Source organism: uncultured Roseobacter sp. (assembly GCF_947495025.1).
Lineage (GTDB): Bacteria > Pseudomonadota > Alphaproteobacteria > Rhodobacterales > Rhodobacteraceae > Roseobacter.
The window spans coordinates 651,878-669,187 of record NZ_CANLXG010000003.1 but is presented as its reverse complement, the minus strand read 5'-3'; the positions used below and the strand labels follow the sequence as shown (position 1 = coordinate 669,187).

General features: G+C 58.0%; 14 protein-coding genes and 1 tRNA gene. 4 read left to right on the top strand and 11 right to left on the bottom strand.

Going from position 1 to position 17,310, the window contains the following annotated elements; translation table 11 throughout:
- Positions 1-256: 256 nt before the first annotated feature.
- The gene (locus tag Q0792_RS17320) at positions 257-1,153 is read left to right on the top strand and encodes a hypothetical protein (RefSeq protein WP_298843702.1); all 897 of its coding nucleotides are present in this window, start codon (positions 257-259) and stop codon (positions 1,151-1,153) included.
- Here the strand turns inward: Q0792_RS17320 and Q0792_RS17315 are convergent.
- From Q0792_RS17315 to Q0792_RS17280, 8 genes are all read right to left on the bottom strand, one after another.
- Positions 1,143-1,775, bottom strand: coding sequence for a transglutaminase-like cysteine peptidase (locus Q0792_RS17315; RefSeq protein ID WP_298843699.1), 633 nt, complete (start codon positions 1,773-1,775; stop codon positions 1,143-1,145). The genes Q0792_RS17320 and Q0792_RS17315 overlap by 11 nt on opposite strands.
- A 415-nt stretch (positions 1,776-2,190) precedes the next feature.
- Positions 2,191-3,126: an AEC family transporter gene (locus tag Q0792_RS17310; RefSeq protein WP_298843696.1), complete on the bottom strand. Its 936-nt coding sequence runs from the start codon at positions 3,124-3,126 to the stop codon at positions 2,191-2,193.
- Between the two features lie 55 nt (positions 3,127-3,181).
- A complete protein-coding gene (locus Q0792_RS17305; RefSeq protein ID WP_298843693.1) occupies positions 3,182-3,982 on the bottom strand; it encodes an MBL fold metallo-hydrolase in 801 nt (266 codons plus the stop codon).
- Positions 3,982-4,788, bottom strand: coding sequence for a TatD family hydrolase (locus Q0792_RS17300; protein WP_298843691.1), 807 nt, complete (start codon positions 4,786-4,788; stop codon positions 3,982-3,984). The genes Q0792_RS17305 and Q0792_RS17300 overlap by 1 nt, the downstream gene beginning before the upstream one ends.
- A 32-nt stretch (positions 4,789-4,820) precedes the next feature.
- Positions 4,821-5,927, bottom strand: coding sequence for a DNA polymerase III subunit delta' (locus Q0792_RS17295; protein ID WP_298843688.1), 1,107 nt, complete (start codon positions 5,925-5,927; stop codon positions 4,821-4,823).
- Entirely contained in the window at positions 5,924-6,562 is a 639-nt protein-coding gene (gene tmk / locus Q0792_RS17290) for a dTMP kinase (protein WP_298843685.1), read from the bottom strand. The genes Q0792_RS17295 and tmk overlap by 4 nt, the downstream gene beginning before the upstream one ends.
- Positions 6,559-7,728: a D-alanyl-D-alanine carboxypeptidase family protein gene (locus tag Q0792_RS17285; RefSeq protein WP_298843682.1), complete on the bottom strand. Its 1,170-nt coding sequence runs from the start codon at positions 7,726-7,728 to the stop codon at positions 6,559-6,561. Before Q0792_RS17285 ends, tmk begins: the two co-directional genes overlap by 4 nt.
- 21 nt (positions 7,729-7,749) lie before the next feature.
- Entirely contained in the window at positions 7,750-8,748 is a 999-nt protein-coding gene (locus Q0792_RS17280) for an SPOR domain-containing protein (protein ID WP_298843679.1), read from the bottom strand.
- Positions 8,749-8,999: 251 nt separating this feature from the next.
- Here Q0792_RS17280 and Q0792_RS17275 point away from each other — a divergent pair.
- Positions 9,000-9,089, top strand: a tRNA-Ser gene (locus Q0792_RS17275).
- Positions 9,090-9,617: 528 nt separating this feature from the next.
- Here Q0792_RS17275 and Q0792_RS17270 read toward each other — a convergent pair.
- Positions 9,618-10,571 (bottom strand): zinc transporter ZntB, encoded by a 954-nt coding sequence (locus tag Q0792_RS17270; protein WP_298843676.1) that lies wholly within the window; start codon positions 10,569-10,571, stop codon positions 9,618-9,620.
- A gap of 122 nt (positions 10,572-10,693) precedes the next feature.
- Here Q0792_RS17270 and Q0792_RS17265 point away from each other — a divergent pair, with 122 nt between their 5' ends.
- Positions 10,694-12,829 (top strand): mechanosensitive ion channel domain-containing protein, encoded by a 2,136-nt coding sequence (locus Q0792_RS17265; protein WP_298843673.1) that lies wholly within the window; start codon positions 10,694-10,696, stop codon positions 12,827-12,829.
- 799 nt (positions 12,830-13,628) lie between these two features.
- On the opposite strand, the gene Q0792_RS17260 is transcribed toward Q0792_RS17265, so the two are convergent.
- Positions 13,629-14,531, bottom strand: coding sequence for a LysR family transcriptional regulator (locus tag Q0792_RS17260; protein WP_298843671.1), 903 nt, complete (start codon positions 14,529-14,531; stop codon positions 13,629-13,631).
- Between the two features lie 88 nt (positions 14,532-14,619).
- On the opposite strand from Q0792_RS17260, the gene Q0792_RS17255 reads away from it, so the two are divergent.
- Entirely contained in the window at positions 14,620-15,216 is a 597-nt protein-coding gene (locus Q0792_RS17255; RefSeq protein ID WP_298843668.1) for a LysE family translocator, read from the top strand.
- 111 nt (positions 15,217-15,327) lie between these two features.
- Here Q0792_RS17255 and Q0792_RS17250 read toward each other — a convergent pair whose 3' ends face one another.
- Positions 15,328-16,653, bottom strand: coding sequence for an MATE family efflux transporter (locus Q0792_RS17250; protein ID WP_298843665.1), 1,326 nt, complete (start codon positions 16,651-16,653; stop codon positions 15,328-15,330).
- Positions 16,654-17,310: the final 657 nt, after the last annotated feature.

The following is a 17,310-nucleotide window of genomic DNA, read 5'->3' as shown; positions in this document are numbered from 1 at the left end:
TTCCGTCATTTTTCCCCATGCAATAAGGCATTTCGTAGACAAATTCTGCACAGTAAGGCACTAGTGTGGCGTTTAAATGGTAATGAGCGGCTGGCTGCCGGTGCCGCGGAGGGTAAAAGCATGAACTTGAGAACACTTCTGGCGACAACTTCGTTTGTTGTTTCTTCTTCTGTTTGGTCTGTCATGGCGACACAGCCAGCGATGGCTCAGCAGACAGGAGCGCTCCTGAACCAGTGCTCAATCAGTGAAACGAGCAGTGCAGTCGATGGTCTTTCGATCGCTGATCTGTGTGGATGCGAGACAATCACATCCGGTTTCATCGACTACATTCAGCAACACCCAAACTATGTCGATATTCTGGTCGGTACCGGCGAAAACTGCCCTGGCCTTGCGCTGTTGCTGTCCGATGATCCTACCGGAAGCATTTCACCTACAGATACCGAGCCTGGGGATGAACCAGATCCGGCCAGCGAGCGGGAATTCCAGAGCGGCGACGGTGCTGATGGCGGTGACGGTGCTGATGGCGGCGACGGTGCCGATGGCGGCGACGGTGCTGATGGCGGTGACGGTGCTGATGGCGGCGACGGTGCTGATGGCGGCGACGGTGCCGATGGTGGCGACGGTGCCGATGGCGGCGACGGTGCCGATGGCGGCGACGGTGCTGATGGCGGCGACGGTGCTGATGGCGGCGACGGTGCTGATGGTGGCGACGGCGCAGATGGCGGCGACGGTGCTGATGGCGGCGACGGTGCTGATGGCGGCGGTGACGGCGGCGGTGACGGCGGCGGTGACGGCGGCGGTGACGGCGGCGGTGATGGCGGCGGTGACGGCGGCGGTGACGGCGGCGGTGATGGCGGCGGTGATGGCGGCGGTGACGGCGGCGGTGATGGCGGCGGTGATGGCGGCGGTGACGGCGGCGGTGATGGCGGCGGTGGCGGCTTCGGCGGTGGCAACGGCGGCGGCGGCGGTGGAGACGATAACGGCTCTGGCGGCGGCAGCGGTGGCAATGGATCCAACGGCGGGAGCGGTTGATCCGCCCGGGCACCGGTCAAAACATCAGGCGTATCAGCCGGGTGATAAAACGAAAGCAGCCGCGATACCCATCGCGGCTGTTTCTTTTTCACATCTCTTCAGTGTGCCGGTCAGGCCTTGATCAGAAGACCAACCCACGAGCCGGCCTTGTCAGGGCTCTGCATCCGCAGAAAAGTATAGCGCGTTTCTTTCCACGGTTTTATCCGATCGGTCAGGTTGTCCAGGACGTAATCGCCTGTGTCAGCGCGCAAAACCAGAACAGCGTGACTGTTCCCGCGTCTGTCCAGCACCGTTGTCAGCAAAAGACGTTCCGGAGCGATGCCCGCACGGATCAGCTCTTTTTTCTTGAGCAACGCGAAATCTTCGCAGTCGCCACGGCGCGACAGCGGCAGTGTCCAGTAGTCGGCCTTTCGATACTGGGAGAGGTCCGCAACTTCGCTGATCTGCCTGTTTACACGCCTGTTGACCTTCTGAACGGTCTTCAGATCTTTCTGTGTCAGCGCCTGGGTCGAGCCGGAATGCGCACAGGCCCAGTCATATTTGCTGCACAGGCCGCGCGCCCCGCTCGGCGGCGCAATCATCATTTTGGCCCGCAGAAACGGGTCGCTGCCTGAAGCCTGTGCGCTCTGCGGTGCATACAACGCGCCCGCTGCCAGCGCGAGTGCAAGCACTGCCCCGGTTACAAAGCTGCGTCGATCCCCACCGATACTGTTCCTGTGTGTCTTACAGAATACATGAGCCATCTGAAAAAGCCTCAAACTGTTACAGTTCCGATCAGCCTCTTCCGGGTGAAACACTCGACACCGAAACGTCTGATCTGAGCCTGTTATGAGCGCTGAGCTTGGCGAACGTAGGGCTCAAATCAGGCGCTGAGGTAACTATTCGTTAAAAACCTGACCCAATGGACGCTGGTCTGCAGCGCAATTGTGGCAGCATTTTTGCGCTGCTGAGTGCTGCGGATTGTCAGGTTATCAGGCAAAATTGTCCCGTTTTGCAGTTAACAAAGCGCTAACAGCCGGCTGACCAGACCGCGTTTGCCGCACAGCGGGCGAAAAAGTGGCGGCAATCTGCCGACACGTCGTGGTCACATTTCTGATGATTCAGCGTCGGTTTTGGTGGGACCTTCCCGGGACCCGATTCCACCTGTCGTCTGACGGATCACAGACTGCTCAGCAACGAGAGCCATACCCAGACCGTCAGAATAGACGCCGCAGTCGCGATCAGAACTGAAGAGGCGGCGACGCGTCTGGCACGTCCGTACATATTCGCAAAGATATATGCGTTGAACCCCGGAGCCATCGCAGCGGTCAGAACGCCCGACCGGAAGGCGTCGCGCGGCACATCCTGGGCGGTGCCGAATGCCCAGACCAGTGCGGGATGTACCAGAAGAGCAATGCCGCAGACCATGGCAATCGCGCGCAGATCGCCTTCGGGGCGGTACTGGAACAGAACGCCGCCAAGGGCAAAGAGCGCTGCGGGAAGGGCCGCGCGCACAATCAGTGACAGCGCATCATCGACGACGCCGGGCACTGTCAGGCCAGACAGGTTCACCACAAAACCCAGGCCAATCGCCAGAACGAGCGCGTTGCGGAACATCGCTCTGGCAACAGAACGGGCCATCACAACGGGAGACTGCCCTCTGTTTCGGGTGATTTCCATGACGGTGATGCCAAGCCCGTAGCAGAATGGCGAATGCAATGCGACGATGGCGAAATTCCCGGTCAGTGCGTCAGCCCCGTATGCTCGTTCGGTGATCGGCAGCCCCAGCAGAACCGAGTTTGAGAACAGGCAACAAAACCCGATGGCAACGCAGTCTTCCCATTCCCGTCTGAAAAACAGCCTGGCACCGAGCATGCCAAGAAAGAAGCAGATGCCCGCTCCGGCATAAAACGATGTGAGCAGCCCCGGATCAAAGGAAGCCGACAGATCCATGTGGGCAATGGCCTGAAACAGCATACAGGGGATGGCAAAGTTCTGGGTGAACCGCATGACCCCGTCGATGCCTTCGACCGGGAACAGGTTGCGCCAGACCGCCGTATAGCCGAACCCGATGACAAGAAATACAGGGAGAATGACGTCCAGAAGCGTTTGCATCGGTGGCCCTTGCGCCGGACTTATCTGCCGACAGGAAATGAGCGCCCCGCGTGGTTCAGGGCGTGTCGAAAGTCAGCTGCAGACCGTCAAAGGCCGGCTGAATATGTTCAGGCGTTTCTGCCAGAAGTGTCTCATAGTCGAGATCAATGTGCATGTTTGTCAGGACAGCCTGTTTTGGCTGCACACGCTCTATCCATCCCAGCGTGCGTTCCAGATGAGCATGCGTCGGATGTGGTTCGCGGCGCAGTGCATCCACAATCCAGCAGTCAAGATTGTCGAGGTGGTGCCACTGATCATCCGGTATTTCGGCGACATCCGGCAGATATGCGACGTCACTAATGCGAAAGCCCAGTGCATCCATCCCGCCGTGCGCAACCCTGAAAGGGGTGAAGCGGATCGTGCCGCCTGCACCTGTGACCTCAACATCGCCCTCGATCAGGTTCATGTCCAGAATTGGCGGATAGGTGGAGCCCTTGGGCTGAACAAAGGCATAATCGAAGCGGTTCATCAGGGCGTCGCGTGTAGGTGCATCAGCCCATACAGGCAGGCGGGCCCGCATATTGAAGACGATCATGCGCAGATCATCGATCCCGTGCACATGGTCAGCGTGTGCGTGTGTATAAATCACGGCATCCAGCCTGCCTGTGCCTGTACCCAGCAGCTGGTCGCGCAGATCCGGGGATGTGTCGATCAGTACGGTGGTCGTACCGTCCGGGCCGGTTCGCTCGATGAGCAAAGAACAGCGGCGTCTGCGGTTTTTCGGGTTTTCGGGGTCGCAGCTGCCCCAGTGTCCGCCCAGTCGCGGCACCCCGCCCGAGGAACCGCAGCCAAGAATTGTAAAGGTGGTCCGGACCATTACGCGGCGGCCTTCCAGTTGCAGGCCTTTGTGAACAGACGCTCAAAGTTGGCTTCTGTCTGTGCAGCGAATTCAGGGTAATGCATGCCCATGGTTTCGGCCCCACGGCGCGCGGTATGCGCGGTATAGGCCGGTTCGTTGCGTTTGCCGCGATAAGGTGGGGGCGCCAGGTAGGGGGCGTCCGTTTCAACCAGAATCCGGTCGGCCGGCGCGGATGCAAAAATCGCGCGCAGCTCTTCCGATTTCGGAAAGGCAGTAATGCCGGACATCGAAAGGTAAAAGCCCAGGTCCAGTGCAGCACGCGCAAGCTCTGCTGAAGAGGAAAAGCAGTGCATCACGCAGGTATAGGCACCATTGGCGTATTCTTCGCTCAGAATACGCGCCATATCCGTGTCGGCGTCGCGGGCGTGGATAATGAGGGGCAGGCCGGTTTCGCGTGCGGCGTCGATATGAACACGCAGCGAGGTTTTCTGAATACCGGCGCTCTCAGCAGTATAATGATAGTCGAGCCCCGTTTCGCCGATACCGACAAACTTGGGATGCGCTGCCAGCGCAATCAGCTCATCTGTTGACGCCATTGGCTCTTCGGCGGCGCTCATCGGGTGGGTACCGGCCGCGTAGAACACCGGATCATGCGCTTCGGCAATGGCGCGTACCTGTGGCTCGTTGCGCAGTCTGGTGCATATTGTCACCATACGGGCGACACCTGCCTCTGCCGCACTTTCAATGACCTCCGGCAACCTGCCGTCAAAGTCAGGAAAGTCCAGATGGCAGTGGCTGTCGGTGATCCGGGGTGTGTCCGTCATGCCTGTCGTTGTGTCCGGGCCGGACCCTCAGATCAGGGGCTGGCGGTTTGGCTTACTTTGATCAGGGTATCCAGGATCAGAGCGGCGGGGTCAAGGTTCACCGCACGCCCGTGACGGGCCCGCGCCCCGGTTTCCTGTGCCGTTGTGGCCCAGGCGCGGCCCATATGCGCTGATGGCGCAAGCCGCATCAGAATTTCGCCTTCACCCGGTACGACCTCGGGGGTGGGCGGATGGCCCATGGCACCCGTCAGAGCAAGCCGCGAGAGCAGCAGGTCCAGCAGCTCAAACAACAGGTCGCGCTTTGCCTCGCCGCCGCGGGCGGCCGCCGCTTCGGCCAGTTTGACCGCGCGGCCCCGGTCGAACTGGGGGACAGTCTTCAGAATCGTCAGCAGTTCCGCGTAAAGTCTCAGCCCGTCCAGCAGCGACAGCCGGAGTGCAGCACCCACAGAGCCACCCGAGAGCGCCGCCAGTGCTGCGGCGTCGGGGCTGTCATCTGCCCCGGCCTGAGCCAGAGCGAGAGCCATGTCTTCCGGCGAGAGGTTCCCCAGCCTCAGGGTCCGGCAGCGAGAGCGGATCGTAGGCAGCAGTCGGGACGGCTGATGACTGATCAGCAGGAGCGTTGCACGCTCCGGAGGTTCTTCCAGCATCTTGAGCAGCGCATTGGCGGCAGATGTATTCAGCTCATCGGCTGCATCAACAATGACGACACGCCGGCCGCCATCTGCCGCGGACAGCTGAAAGAAACCAGCAAGTGCCCGGATGTCATCAACGACAATCTCTTCCCGCATACGGTCAGTTTTCGGGTTGGCCGTGCGGGTGATGACTTTGAGGCCCGGCTCGGCACCCGCGGCAATCCTTCTGGAAACGGGGTGCCCGGGGTCGATATCAAGTGTTTCAGGTGGAGGAGGTGCACCGAACAGACCGTCCTCTTCCACGGGCGGTGTCGCAAGAAGAAACCGTGCAACTGCCCATGCCAGCGTTGCCTTGCCGACACCGCGCGGGCCGGTCAGCAACCAGCCATGGTGCAGCCGGCCTGAGGAAAAAGCGTCAAGAAAAGAACTGACAGCAGCATCCTGACCGAACAGCTGTGCGGTATCCCGGGGATGCGGTGCGCCCTCGATCTGATCCGGCGCTGTCATGCCAGTGCCTTGTCCACAGTCGCCCTGATGTCGCCGGCAACGGTGTCAATATCGCGCGCGCCGTCAATAACGTGAAAACGATCGCGGAATTCATCCGCCAGTGCCAGAAATCCTGCACGCATTCTCGCCTGCAGATCCTCGCCAAAAGCCTCGAAACGTTCATCGGCAGTCTGCCTTGAGAGTGCCCGGGACAGACCAGTGGCCGGGTCCATGTCGATCAGAATTGTCAGATCCGGTTCGCGGCCGATCATCAGCCTGTGCAACTTGTCCACGACCGGGCGAAGGTCTCCGCGTGACACGCCCTGATACATACGCGTGCTGTCGGCAAACCGGTCACACAAAACTACTTTCCCCTGAGCGAGAGCGGGTTCGATCAGCCGCTCCATGTGGTCGCGCCGGGCCGCTGTGAATAGCAGGATTTCGGTTTCCGCAGACCAACGGTCCGGATCCCCCTGCAGCACGAGCGCGCGGATTTCCTCGGCCCCCGGCGATCCGCCGGGTTCGCGGGTGACCACGACGTCCTGCCCCTGCGCGCGCAGGTGCTCGGCAAGCCGGTTGATCTGGGTGGATTTACCCGAGCCGTCGATACCTTCAAATGTAATAAAGCAGCCGGACCCGCGCGGGGGAGTTGTCACGTCGCGTCCCCGGGCCCCTGAACGAGACGGTTGATCAGCAGCAGAGCAGCAGTGCTCATACGGCTGACAAAACCCCCGGGACCGATATCACGGTCTGCCACGAGAGGGATGCGCTTTTCCGGCAGTCCTTCTGGTGTGAACACGAGCTCAGCCAGCTGCTGGCCCTTTGTTACCGGGGCCTCCACGGGGCCGGTGAACACGACCTCTGCCTCCAGCTCGGATGCTGCCAGAGCCGGCATCAGCACGCTGACGTCTTCGGCGGCGACCAGGCCAACTTTCGGCTCACTGCCCATCCAGACCTCTGCTTCGGCAAATTTCTCGCCCTCGCTGATCATCGGTCGCATGGCAAACTGACGGAATGCCCAGTTCACAATGGCCTGTGATTCCTGTGCCCTCGCGGCGCTGGATTCGATACCGGAAACCACAAAAATCACTCTGCGGTCGCCCTGTTTGGCCGACCCCGCCAGCCCGTAGCCTGCTTCCTGCGTGTGACCTGTCTTCAGACCGTCTGCGCCGATGTTCATGGTCAGGAGCGGATTACGGTTCAGCCTGTTACTGGGTACCCGGTTGTCAAATTCAAATTCGGTCTCAGCGAACAGAGGGTAGAATTCCGGAAAATCCTCGATCAGGCGATGAGACAGCAGACCCAGATCGCGCATCGACATCAGGTGCCCAGGCGCTGGCCATCCGTTGGAGTTGGTGAATGTCGAATTTGTCATGCCCAGCTGTTGCGCGCGCTGTGTCATAAGCCGGGCAAACCCATACTCGGTGCCGTCAGGCGAGAGTGCTTCGGCAATGACCACGCAGGCATCATTTCCGGACAGAACGATAATACCCCGGATCAGATCTTCGACGCTTACCGTTTCCCCGGATTGCAGAAACATGCTCGATCCGCCGTATGACTGCGCATGTTCGGACACGGGCAGCATTTCGTTCAGGTCGAGGCCACCATCTGACTTGCCGCGGCGGATCGCCTCGAAGGCCATGTAGAGCGTCATCAGCTTGGACATGGATGCAGGCGGCAGTGGCACGTCTGCATTCTTGGCCAGAAGCACGGTGCCCGTTGTCTGGTCAATGACATAGGCTTCCCGCGCCTGGGTCTCAAAGGCCGCAGCCTGAAGAGGGGCGAGAAGCAGCGAAATAATCAGAGGGGCAAGACGGATCACGGTGATGTCTCCTGCTTGGGCTCAGTTTGATACAGCGAAGGCGTCTGCAAAACCGGCGGCTTTTACCTTCTCCAGCATGCTGTTGCGTTCGGTCTCAGACCCGGCCGGACCAACGACAACACGCCAGAGGCTCTTGTCATCACGTTTCAGTTCACTGGCGCGTGCGGACAGGCCTGCGTCGGTCAGCTGTTTTACGGCGCGGTTGGCGTTTTCCTCGGAACTGAGGGTCGCTGCCTGGAGGTAGGGCCGGCTCAGTGATGATGCAGGAAGCGTGGATTCGGGCAGTGCTGAACTTGTGACCGGTGCCGCTGCGGCAGTTGTGGCGACTGTCTGTGGTGGGGATGCGCCGGTACCGGTACCCGCACCGGCATCAGCCTCGCCAAGCGCAGCTGTTGCAATCGCGATCGGATCGGCAGAACCTGCTGCCCTGTCGGTCTGTGCGGCGCTGGTGATCTCTTCGGCAGTCAGTGTCGATGCCGCGGTCGCGGTTGACGCAACTTCCGAACCGACATCGTCTTCGGCTGCAGTCTCAGGCTCGGCAGGCGCAGGTTGTTCCACAACCTCGCGGCGCAGGGCTGTCACATCAAGTTCGGTCGGCGCACCGGCCAGAATATCAAGAGCGCTGGCCGCATCCGATGAAAGCTGCAGGCGCGGACCAGGAATATCACGTTCGCGGCGGAACAGGGCGCCGACCACAAACTGTCCGTTATCCACATTCCTGATTATGACCCTTTCGGGTGCTTCCGCATCAGGATGGGCAACCCAGACACCGCCAAGCGAGGGGCGGCCATCCCAGAGGCCCTGTTCTCTTGCTGCGAAAACTTCCGGAGCTTCCACGTCTTTTTCTGTGGTCTCGCCGCCGGCTGCTGCAGCGGCAGAAGTTTCCGACGGTGGACCGGTCAGGTTTTCAAGGCTGAAGGCGCCTGTCTCGTCGCATGCAGCCAGCGCCAGCACTGCCACCAACGCTGTGGCAGCCCGACAGGCGGGTGAAAATAATCCGGACACGCAACTGATCGTCATTCGGGTCGTCCTTGCCTGTGTGCCGCTGTGCGGCGGATCTGCTGTGCCCTTGTTCCGGGCCTTTGCGCGTACACTAGCCCGAGTCAGGCGGCGTGGAAAGGTTTTGCGCAGCGTCCAGGCAATAATCCTCTTCGAAAACCATCGTAAACAGGTACTTCTGCCCGCGTATCAGGGCATAATTTCGAATTGGTGCTTTCTCACCTCTTGCACTGACCGGTCTCATCAGCGAAAAGCGCGTGACCAGCCGGTCCGGAGGAGTGGCAGAGTGGTCGAATGCACCGGTCTTGAAAACCGGCGTGCGTGAAAGCGTACCGTGGGTTCGAATCCCACCTCCTCCGCCATATGTTCTGCAAAAAATTTTCAAAAATAATTGGTCCTAATGCGGTGATTTTGCCCGCGAAAACATCGCCATTCATGCAGCGACCTGCCGGGGATCTGGCATACCGGGTGCTCCGGACCTGAACTGTTCTTCAGAAAAGCTGAGAAGGGGAACCCGCGAGAAGTCTGCGGGCTATTGTGCAGAAACTCACGCTATGGTCTGTAGCACGTCCTGAATGGCGAAAGAGAGCTCAGTTTCTGTGCCGTTGCAAGAAAACTGACGGTCGTTACGAAACCGTTTTTTGAAAGATCCTCTTGCGCCGTTTCTTTCATTCTCAACGCCGTTTCATAAACAAAGAAGCTTTCCAAAAAAAATTTCTCAGGAAGTCATGATACGACATACCTGACCTCTTCAGGATACAGGCCGATCCCGAAGGACACTTCGACGACTTTCAGTAGTTGCCGAAATCAGACCGGGCTGTGCCTGGGGTTTTTGACATGGCGCGCCGCAGGTGCCGAAAATCGAGCCACCCGTGCCGGACCTTTGGGCATCAAAGCCATCTCAGAAGCCGGAACACGGCAAACAGAGCGATGCCAATCGCCAGCGATGCGAGCGAAAGCGCCCAGAACGCGTAGTGTACTTCCAATCCAGGCATTCCGGCGACGTTGACCCCAAACAATCCAGTGAGAAATCCGAGAGGTAAAAATATCGCCGCTACCACGGACAGCACATAGCTGTTTTTGTTCAACGCGTTTGACTGAGCGGCCTCGATGTGGTCGCTCAGGACGTTGAGGCGGTCTCTGCAGGCATCCAGCTCTTCGAGGGCCCGCCGCGTCCGGTTTGCTGTTTCTCTCAGTTGCTCGAGGTTGTCTTCATTCAGAATGTCGGTCTGCGCTTCAGACAGGATATCCAGAGCCTCGCGTTGTGGTGCGATATACCGTCTGAGCTTGATGATTGTTTGCCTCAGTCGGGCTACGTCACTGCCTGATGAGGCACCTTCGCTCAAAACCGCGTCTTCGAGGCTGTCTGTCGCCTCTTCCAGTTCAAGCGACACCGTTTCGATGCGCTTCGCCAGGCCCTGTGCAAGACTTGCGACGAAGTGCCCGGCACTCTCCGGCGCATCACCCTGCTCCAGCCTTTGGCGCATTGCCTCCACCGCGAATATCTGTCGTGCACGTGTCGAAACAATCAACTGCGGTGTTATCCACAGACGCAGGGAGACCATATCCTCAGGTGATGCGCCCGGGTTCAGGTTCACGCCACGCAGATTGAGGATGATACCCTCTTCCATGACCTCGCAACGCGGTCGTGTTTCCGACTGCATCAAGGTGCCGGTGGCGAGAGAAGAAAGCCTTGTTCCCAGCCAGTCTCGCAAACCCGGTTCTGCCAGATCATAGTGAAGCCATCGATATCCGTCTGTTGGAGAATTCGCTGTGACGTCTGATACAGGCCCCGCACGTTCATCCCGGACATCGAATGCGCAGATTGTGTTTGGAATGCTCATTTGAAACGTCTTTCTGTTTTTCAGCGCTCGGCTTTTGCAGTTATCCAACATTCCGGTGTGGTTGTGCAATTCACTGCAGGGCGCTAGATGTTTGATCTTCCACCGCAGGCTGGAGACTGTTTATGCGCTTGGCTTTCTTTGCGTTCGCTTTTTTTACGACTGTCTTCTCAGGGATGGTTTTTGCCCAGGAGGCTGATCCCGCCGCTGAAGCGCAGCAGCTCATCGATCTACTGGAAGATGACAGCGCACGAGAGGCTTTGATCGCGAGTCTCAGGGAGGTTGCCACAGCAACTGAAGCAGTTCCCGAAGCAGAGGAAGGGGTGTCGTTCGGACGTCAAATCGCACGACTGACTTCAGGTTTTGTAGAAACCGCTGCCGGGTCATTTGCGTCTGCGCTGGCAGGTATTACGTCAGTGACGTCAACGTTAGGCAGTTTGGACGCTGACCAGCTCGCCGCGCTGGCTGATGCACTGATTGCCCTTGCTGTTGTCTTCATTGCCACGACCATCAGCTATATCGTCCTGCGCTATTTTGCGAAGAGGGTTTCCCGGAGCATGGGAGCACGCGCTCACGACTGGGACTTTCTGCGCACTCTGGCTGTCGCAATAGCCACAACGCTGATGGACGCCTTTGTGGTCATTCTTGCCTGGGGTTTCGGGTATCTGGCAGCACTTTATCTTCACGGTGATCCCGGATCGATGGGTGTCCGGCAGTCGCTTTATCTCAATGCGTTCCTGCTTGTGGGACTGGCCAAAGTGCTCTTTCGCGCGGTCCTGTCGCCCAGCACGGATGAGCTGCGCTTCGTTGCCATTTCAGACGCGGCATCGAAACATATGTCGTTCTGGTTGGGAAGCATTGCAACAGTCATCGGCTACGGGCAGCTTCTGGTCGTTCCGATCGTTAACCGGCAGGCCTCGTTCAGCGCGGGACGGGGCATATCGACCCTTCTCGCGTTTGTCGCAATCATCATGGCACTCACGCTTGTCCTGAGAAGCAGGAGAGACGTTGCAGTCTGGTTTCTTGGCGAAAATCCGGATGAGAAACCCAGTGTTATTCGTTTTGCTGCCCGGAACTGGTATGTTCCGGTTGTCCTTTATCTGCTGGGCCTCGCCATCATTGTCGCAGCCCGTCCGGACGGACTGATATGGCCGGTGCTTCTGACAACGGGGCAGGTGATTGCAGTGATTACACTTGGATTGCTCGCTTCGGGAGGGCTTTCCAGATTTGGCAGTCGTGGGCTGCGCGTGCCGGAGGTGGTCAGCAGCCGCATGCCTTCGCTGGAGGGCCGGGTTAACGCGCTTTTTGTACGTATCCTGGGTATTGTAAGAGCAATCATCTCAATTTTCGTAGTGGGGTTTGCCCTGGATTTTGCAGGTGCCATTGACTTCAGTGGCCTCTTGCAGAGCGATTTTGGCAAGTGGGTTGTTGGCAAAAGTGTCAGCGTCGGTTTGATCCTGCTTTTTGGCTTTCTGGCATGGCTTACCCTGGTGTCATGGGTGGATTACCGGCTGAACCCCGAATATGGGTCCATGCCTACCTCAAGAGAGAAAACACTGCTGACCCTGTTGCGAAACGCGGCCACCATTGTTCTGATGGTGATCATCTCAATGTTTGCTCTTGCTGAGATGGGCATCGATATTGCGCCGCTCATCGCTTCTGCAGGTGTTCTGGGGCTGGCGATTGGTTTTGGTGCCCAAAAGCTCGTCCAGGACATTATCACTGGCGTGTTCATCCAGTTCGAAAACGCGATAAACGTAGGAGACGTGGTTACTCTGGGCAGTACCACCGGAACTGCGGAAAAACTCACGATCAGGTCAATCACACTACGGGACGTGAATGGGACTGTGCATCTGATTCCGTTCTCTTCGGTTGATATGGTGTCCAATTATGTAAAGGACTTCTCGTACTATGTTTGTGACCTCGGTATCGCCTACCGCGAAAACATAGACGACGGGCGTGAAGCCATGCTGGAGGCGTTTGAACAGTTGCGCGAAGGGGAAAATGGCGAATTCATCGAGGGCGATCTGGAATGGTTCGGGGTCCAGGCCCTTGGTGACAGCGCCGTCGTATTGCGCGCACGCATCAGATGCGTGCCTGGCAAACAATGGGGCGTTGGGCGCGCGTACAATGAACTGTGCAAAAAAGTTCTCGATGCGCGAGGCATCGAAATCCCCTATCCGCACCAGACAATCTATTTCGGCGAACACAAGGATGGGTCGGCACCTGCGCTTCATCTCAAAGATGAGCGGAATACATAAACGACATTTTTTGATCTGGCTGACCTGCCGGAAACAGATTTTGGCGCAACTGCCGCACAGGCTTACTTTGTCTGGCAAACCTCAGGTTCGGTCGACGCCCAATTCTGTGCCTGCAGCGATATTTTTTGTCTGCGAGGCCGCAATACAGCGCGTTGGACGCTCGGCCAGGCGCGCAATGCGTGGCCCACGTTTGCTGGCACTGACGAGGGGCTGTATTTTTTCTTGCGGTCAAGAATGGCCGCAGGGCGCTTCTCCGACAAAGATGCGCTCAGCGTCGCGCCGCGCGAGTTCTGACATTCAGGGTCTGGCAATCGATCGTAGCAGACCGCATCTGCTTCCTGCAGACGCTGAACGCCACGCAGTGTAATCCGGTCTTTCGATCCGGACGGGCGCCGACGCGGCTGACACTGCCACCGCTGTCTGCGGTGAATTCGCCCCGTCTTGATGCCTTCAGCGACCACAGCGCGATTGCGGCGGTTCCTGTGATCGTGGCGATTGCGAAATCGTCCATGTCTGGCCCAGACCACAGTGCGTCGGGGTCGAAAGGTGTATGGACCTCATGTAAACGCCGCTTTCCGAACCGCCAAAGCCATCTCCAGAGGACAGGCCGTCATCCGAACCTGTCCAGCGGAGGTCAGCAAAGTTCGCGAACAGCAGGTTCACCCCTCTTACTGTTTGCGACTGTGAACGTCTGCTGTGCGGCCAAAGTGAGTTTTCACTGCGGCCGCGCCAATGGCTGCTGTCGATGAAGCCGATTGAAAACTGGCGTTGCCCAGCGTGTTATCTGGCGCGTTTCGGCCTAGTCTTCGCCAACAAGGTCCTCAGTCCAGTGCCCGGTCACGCAGTCGATAAAGTCTCTTACTGCCGGGCTTGGAACCACAGTCCGATGCCAGACTGCATACACCGGAAGATCACTCATACGAGTGTCTGACAAACAGCGGATCAGCTCTCCGGTCACAAGATTTTTCGCTACAAAATGCGTAGGCGGCGAAGATAAACCCGCCCCATTGAGTGTAAAATCCACCATAGCCTCGATACTGTTAACGCAGAGGTTACCTGACTGTTCGATTTGAAATTTGGTTCCTTTCTCATCGATGAGCGTTCGGCTTTTCTCCAAACCGGCGAACCTGATCCATGGGACGCCCTTCAGGTCTGCGGGCCTTCTGAATGGTCCATATGCTGCTTCGAAAACCGGGCTCGCAACCAAAGTGCGAGGCATGTCCCAGATGTGCTTACATAGGAGGCTTGAATCTCGGAGCCGTCCAATCCGCAAAGCCACATCTATGCCTTCGGCAACCAAATCTGTTTCCCGGTTATCATAGGTGAGTTCAAGGCTGAGGTCAGGGTTCTTCTTTGAAAACCGGGTAATTCGCTCTGAAATGACAGAGTGAGATAACGCGGTTGTAAGGGTGATCCGCAAAACACCGGACAATCCACTTTCGGACGGACGGGCTCCCGCAAACCCGGTTTCAGCGGCATTGAGCATTGCTTCGGCCGAGTTGAAGAGTAACTCCCCACTGGATGTCAGAGTGAACCGACGGGTTGAGCGATAAAGCAAGGGGGTGCCAATGGCATCTTCCAGAACGCGTATGTGGTAGCTCACCGCCGAAGGCGTCATGTTCAGGCGTTCTGCTGCGCCACGAAACTGACCAGCCCGGACAACTTCGGCAAAAACGGCGATAGATTTGAGATGCTCAATCATTATGAAACACAGCTTCATTATATTTTAAAATAGGTCAAATTGATTGTTGTACTTCCCAAAGTTACATACCGGTCGGGAAGGAATTTTTATGGAACAAGCTATATCGATGGCGCTCTTCGCGTTGACAATGTCGATCTCGCCGGGACCCGTAAACCTCATCACGCTCTCGACGGGTCTGAACCATGGCGTGCGCAGTGCAGCAGGGTTTGTAACCGGCGCAACAATCGGGTTTACGTTGCTGCTGTTCTTGATCGGGGTTGGCCTGTCCGTAATCGAAGAGCAGTTTGGAGGGGTCATCGACGCACTGACCTTCTTCGGCGCGTCATTGATCGTATATTTCGGATACAAACTACTGACATCTGACGGCGCGCTGGAAAGGAGCGAGCAACCCAAACCAAACTTCTGGCAGGGCGCTGCCCTGCAATGGCTCAATCCCAAAGCGTGGGGGGCCTGCATCGCAGCAGTTGGTCTTTTTGAACTCGATCAGAGTCGTTCCGCACTCTATTTCTTTGTGTTTCTCTATTGTGTTATTTGCTTCTTCGGCATCGGGAGCTGGTCGGTATTCGGTAGTCAGATCGAACGCTTTCTCAGCACATCCGAGCGGAGAATGCTGTTCAATCGCACACTTGGAGCTGTCCTCGTACTGTTGGCTGCCTTTCTCCTGTATCAGCAGTTCCTGAGGTGATCCTCCCAGACTGGCGGCAATCAACAACCTGCGAACAGGCATCCGATGAAAAGGGTCAGCCCGTTTCATCTTGTATGGCATACGAGACATAGCCTCCCTTCGGGCCCCGGCTCAGCCCGTCAGCCGCCAGAAGCGCCACGGCAGAATGGCGGCCGCGACCGTCAGTCCGATCATGTAACCGATCCATACGCCGGGTGCGCCCATATCAAGCACAAAACCCAGAAGGTAACTGGCTGGCAAAGCGAGCGGCCAGTATGCCGCCAGTGTGATAACGGTTGGCAGGTTCATGTCTGACATCCCGCGCAGTGCCCCAAGCGCCGTTCCCTGAATGCCATCGGCAACCTGCAGTACCGCAACAATGACAAAAAGCGTCACGGCCAGATCGATGACAGCCGGATCATTGGACATGCTTTCGGCCAGGATACGCCCCGTGGCGACAAAAAAAGCTGCAGCCAGAAGCTGCCAGAGGGTGACGATCAGAAAAGAGGCCTTCAGGATCGGACGCAGTCTGTGCCGGTTGCCCGCACCAACTGCCAGACCAACCCGGATTGAGGCCGCACCGGCCATACCCAGCGGGATCATATAGGCCAGACCGCCGATTGCGTTGACGATCTGATGAGCGGCCAGCGCTTCGGCGCCAAGCCATCCGATCATCAGGCCGACAATGGCATATGCGCCGCCCTCACCGGCATATCCCAGACACAGGGGCAAGGCTTCTCTGCACTGTTTCCGGATGTCAGACCACGGCACTGATACGGCCTGCCGGAAGGCCGCAAGGTCAGGTGACCGGATGAGCACCAGCCAGGCGGCGAGCAGCGATATGCTCTGTGACAGTATGCTGGCAAGCCCGGCCCCCAGAATTCCAAGATCGAGGACGTGAATAAGTGCATAATTCGCGGGCACGTTGATCAGAACGCCGAGATAGGAAAGACCAACGGCCGTCCAGGGTCTGTCAACCGCGTCAAACAACGCCTTGAGACCAAAGAACAGCGTGAAGGGCACAATCCAGACCGCCATGGATACCCAGTACGGCGGCAGGATGGCCAGAACATCACGGGGTTGTCCGAGTGGGCCGAGAAGCGGGTAGAGCGCGATCATCAACAGTGCGCCAGCCGTGCCGCCGAGCAGACAGAGCATCAGGCCACCCCGCAACACCGTCGCAACCCGGGCGGGGTCCCCGGCACCTTCAGCCTGACTGATCTGGACCGAGATGACGGTCACCACGCCCCACAGAGCAGAAATCATGATGATCAGTACGGCTGTTGTAACGCCGGCTGCAGCCAGCGGCACGGTCCCCAGCGGTGAGATCATGGCAGTGTCAACCACACCGATAAGAAGGGCCGCCGCGAGGCCCACAATCAAAGGCACGGCAAGCCGCAGAAGGGGCCAGATTTCAGCGCGTGTGGACGCTGCAGGAGTAAAAGAAATGTAAGTCATGGTTCACCTGCCGGACGTTCAACCGGCGAAAAAATCGCGTGGTTCAGCTCTGCGCTGAATGTTCAGGCGGCACTCAGGCCTGCGACGGGAAAACCATGGATCCGGTCCTTCTCGGGACAGTTTCGATGATCGTGGTGTAGTCGAATAACGTTTCATGGTCCAGCCGTGACTTTGCTCAACAGTGGTTTCTGAAACGACAATGCGGGCACCAGATGGATCATCGTTGAAGAGGTCAGGCCTGGCGAGGCAGCCTGGGGCTGAATCACCGGTGGAAACCACCTCTGAAGCGGCCCGGTCACTGTAAAGACACCTGGACAGGAAATTGTGCACCGGTTTTCAGGGACGAATTCATCGTGGAAGGCGATGCGGGGCGCAGACACGATCAGAAAAGCAGGGTTTGCGAAGAAACTGGTTCCGGCGAGAAGAATTGTCGGTTCCTGACGCGCAAAATACCGGGAGCGGGTGCACCGTCAGAAAAGCACCGTACAATCATCGCATCTGACCGGGTCCGGATTGTTATCCGGATGCGGGAGCAGAATGAAGAATTCCTGGCCCAACGTCTGGCTCAACAACGCGAATTACAATCGGACAATCGCCAAAAAGGTCCTGTTACTGCGTATCCGCTGGCCATCAACTTGTCGGGTGCGGGAACGCAAT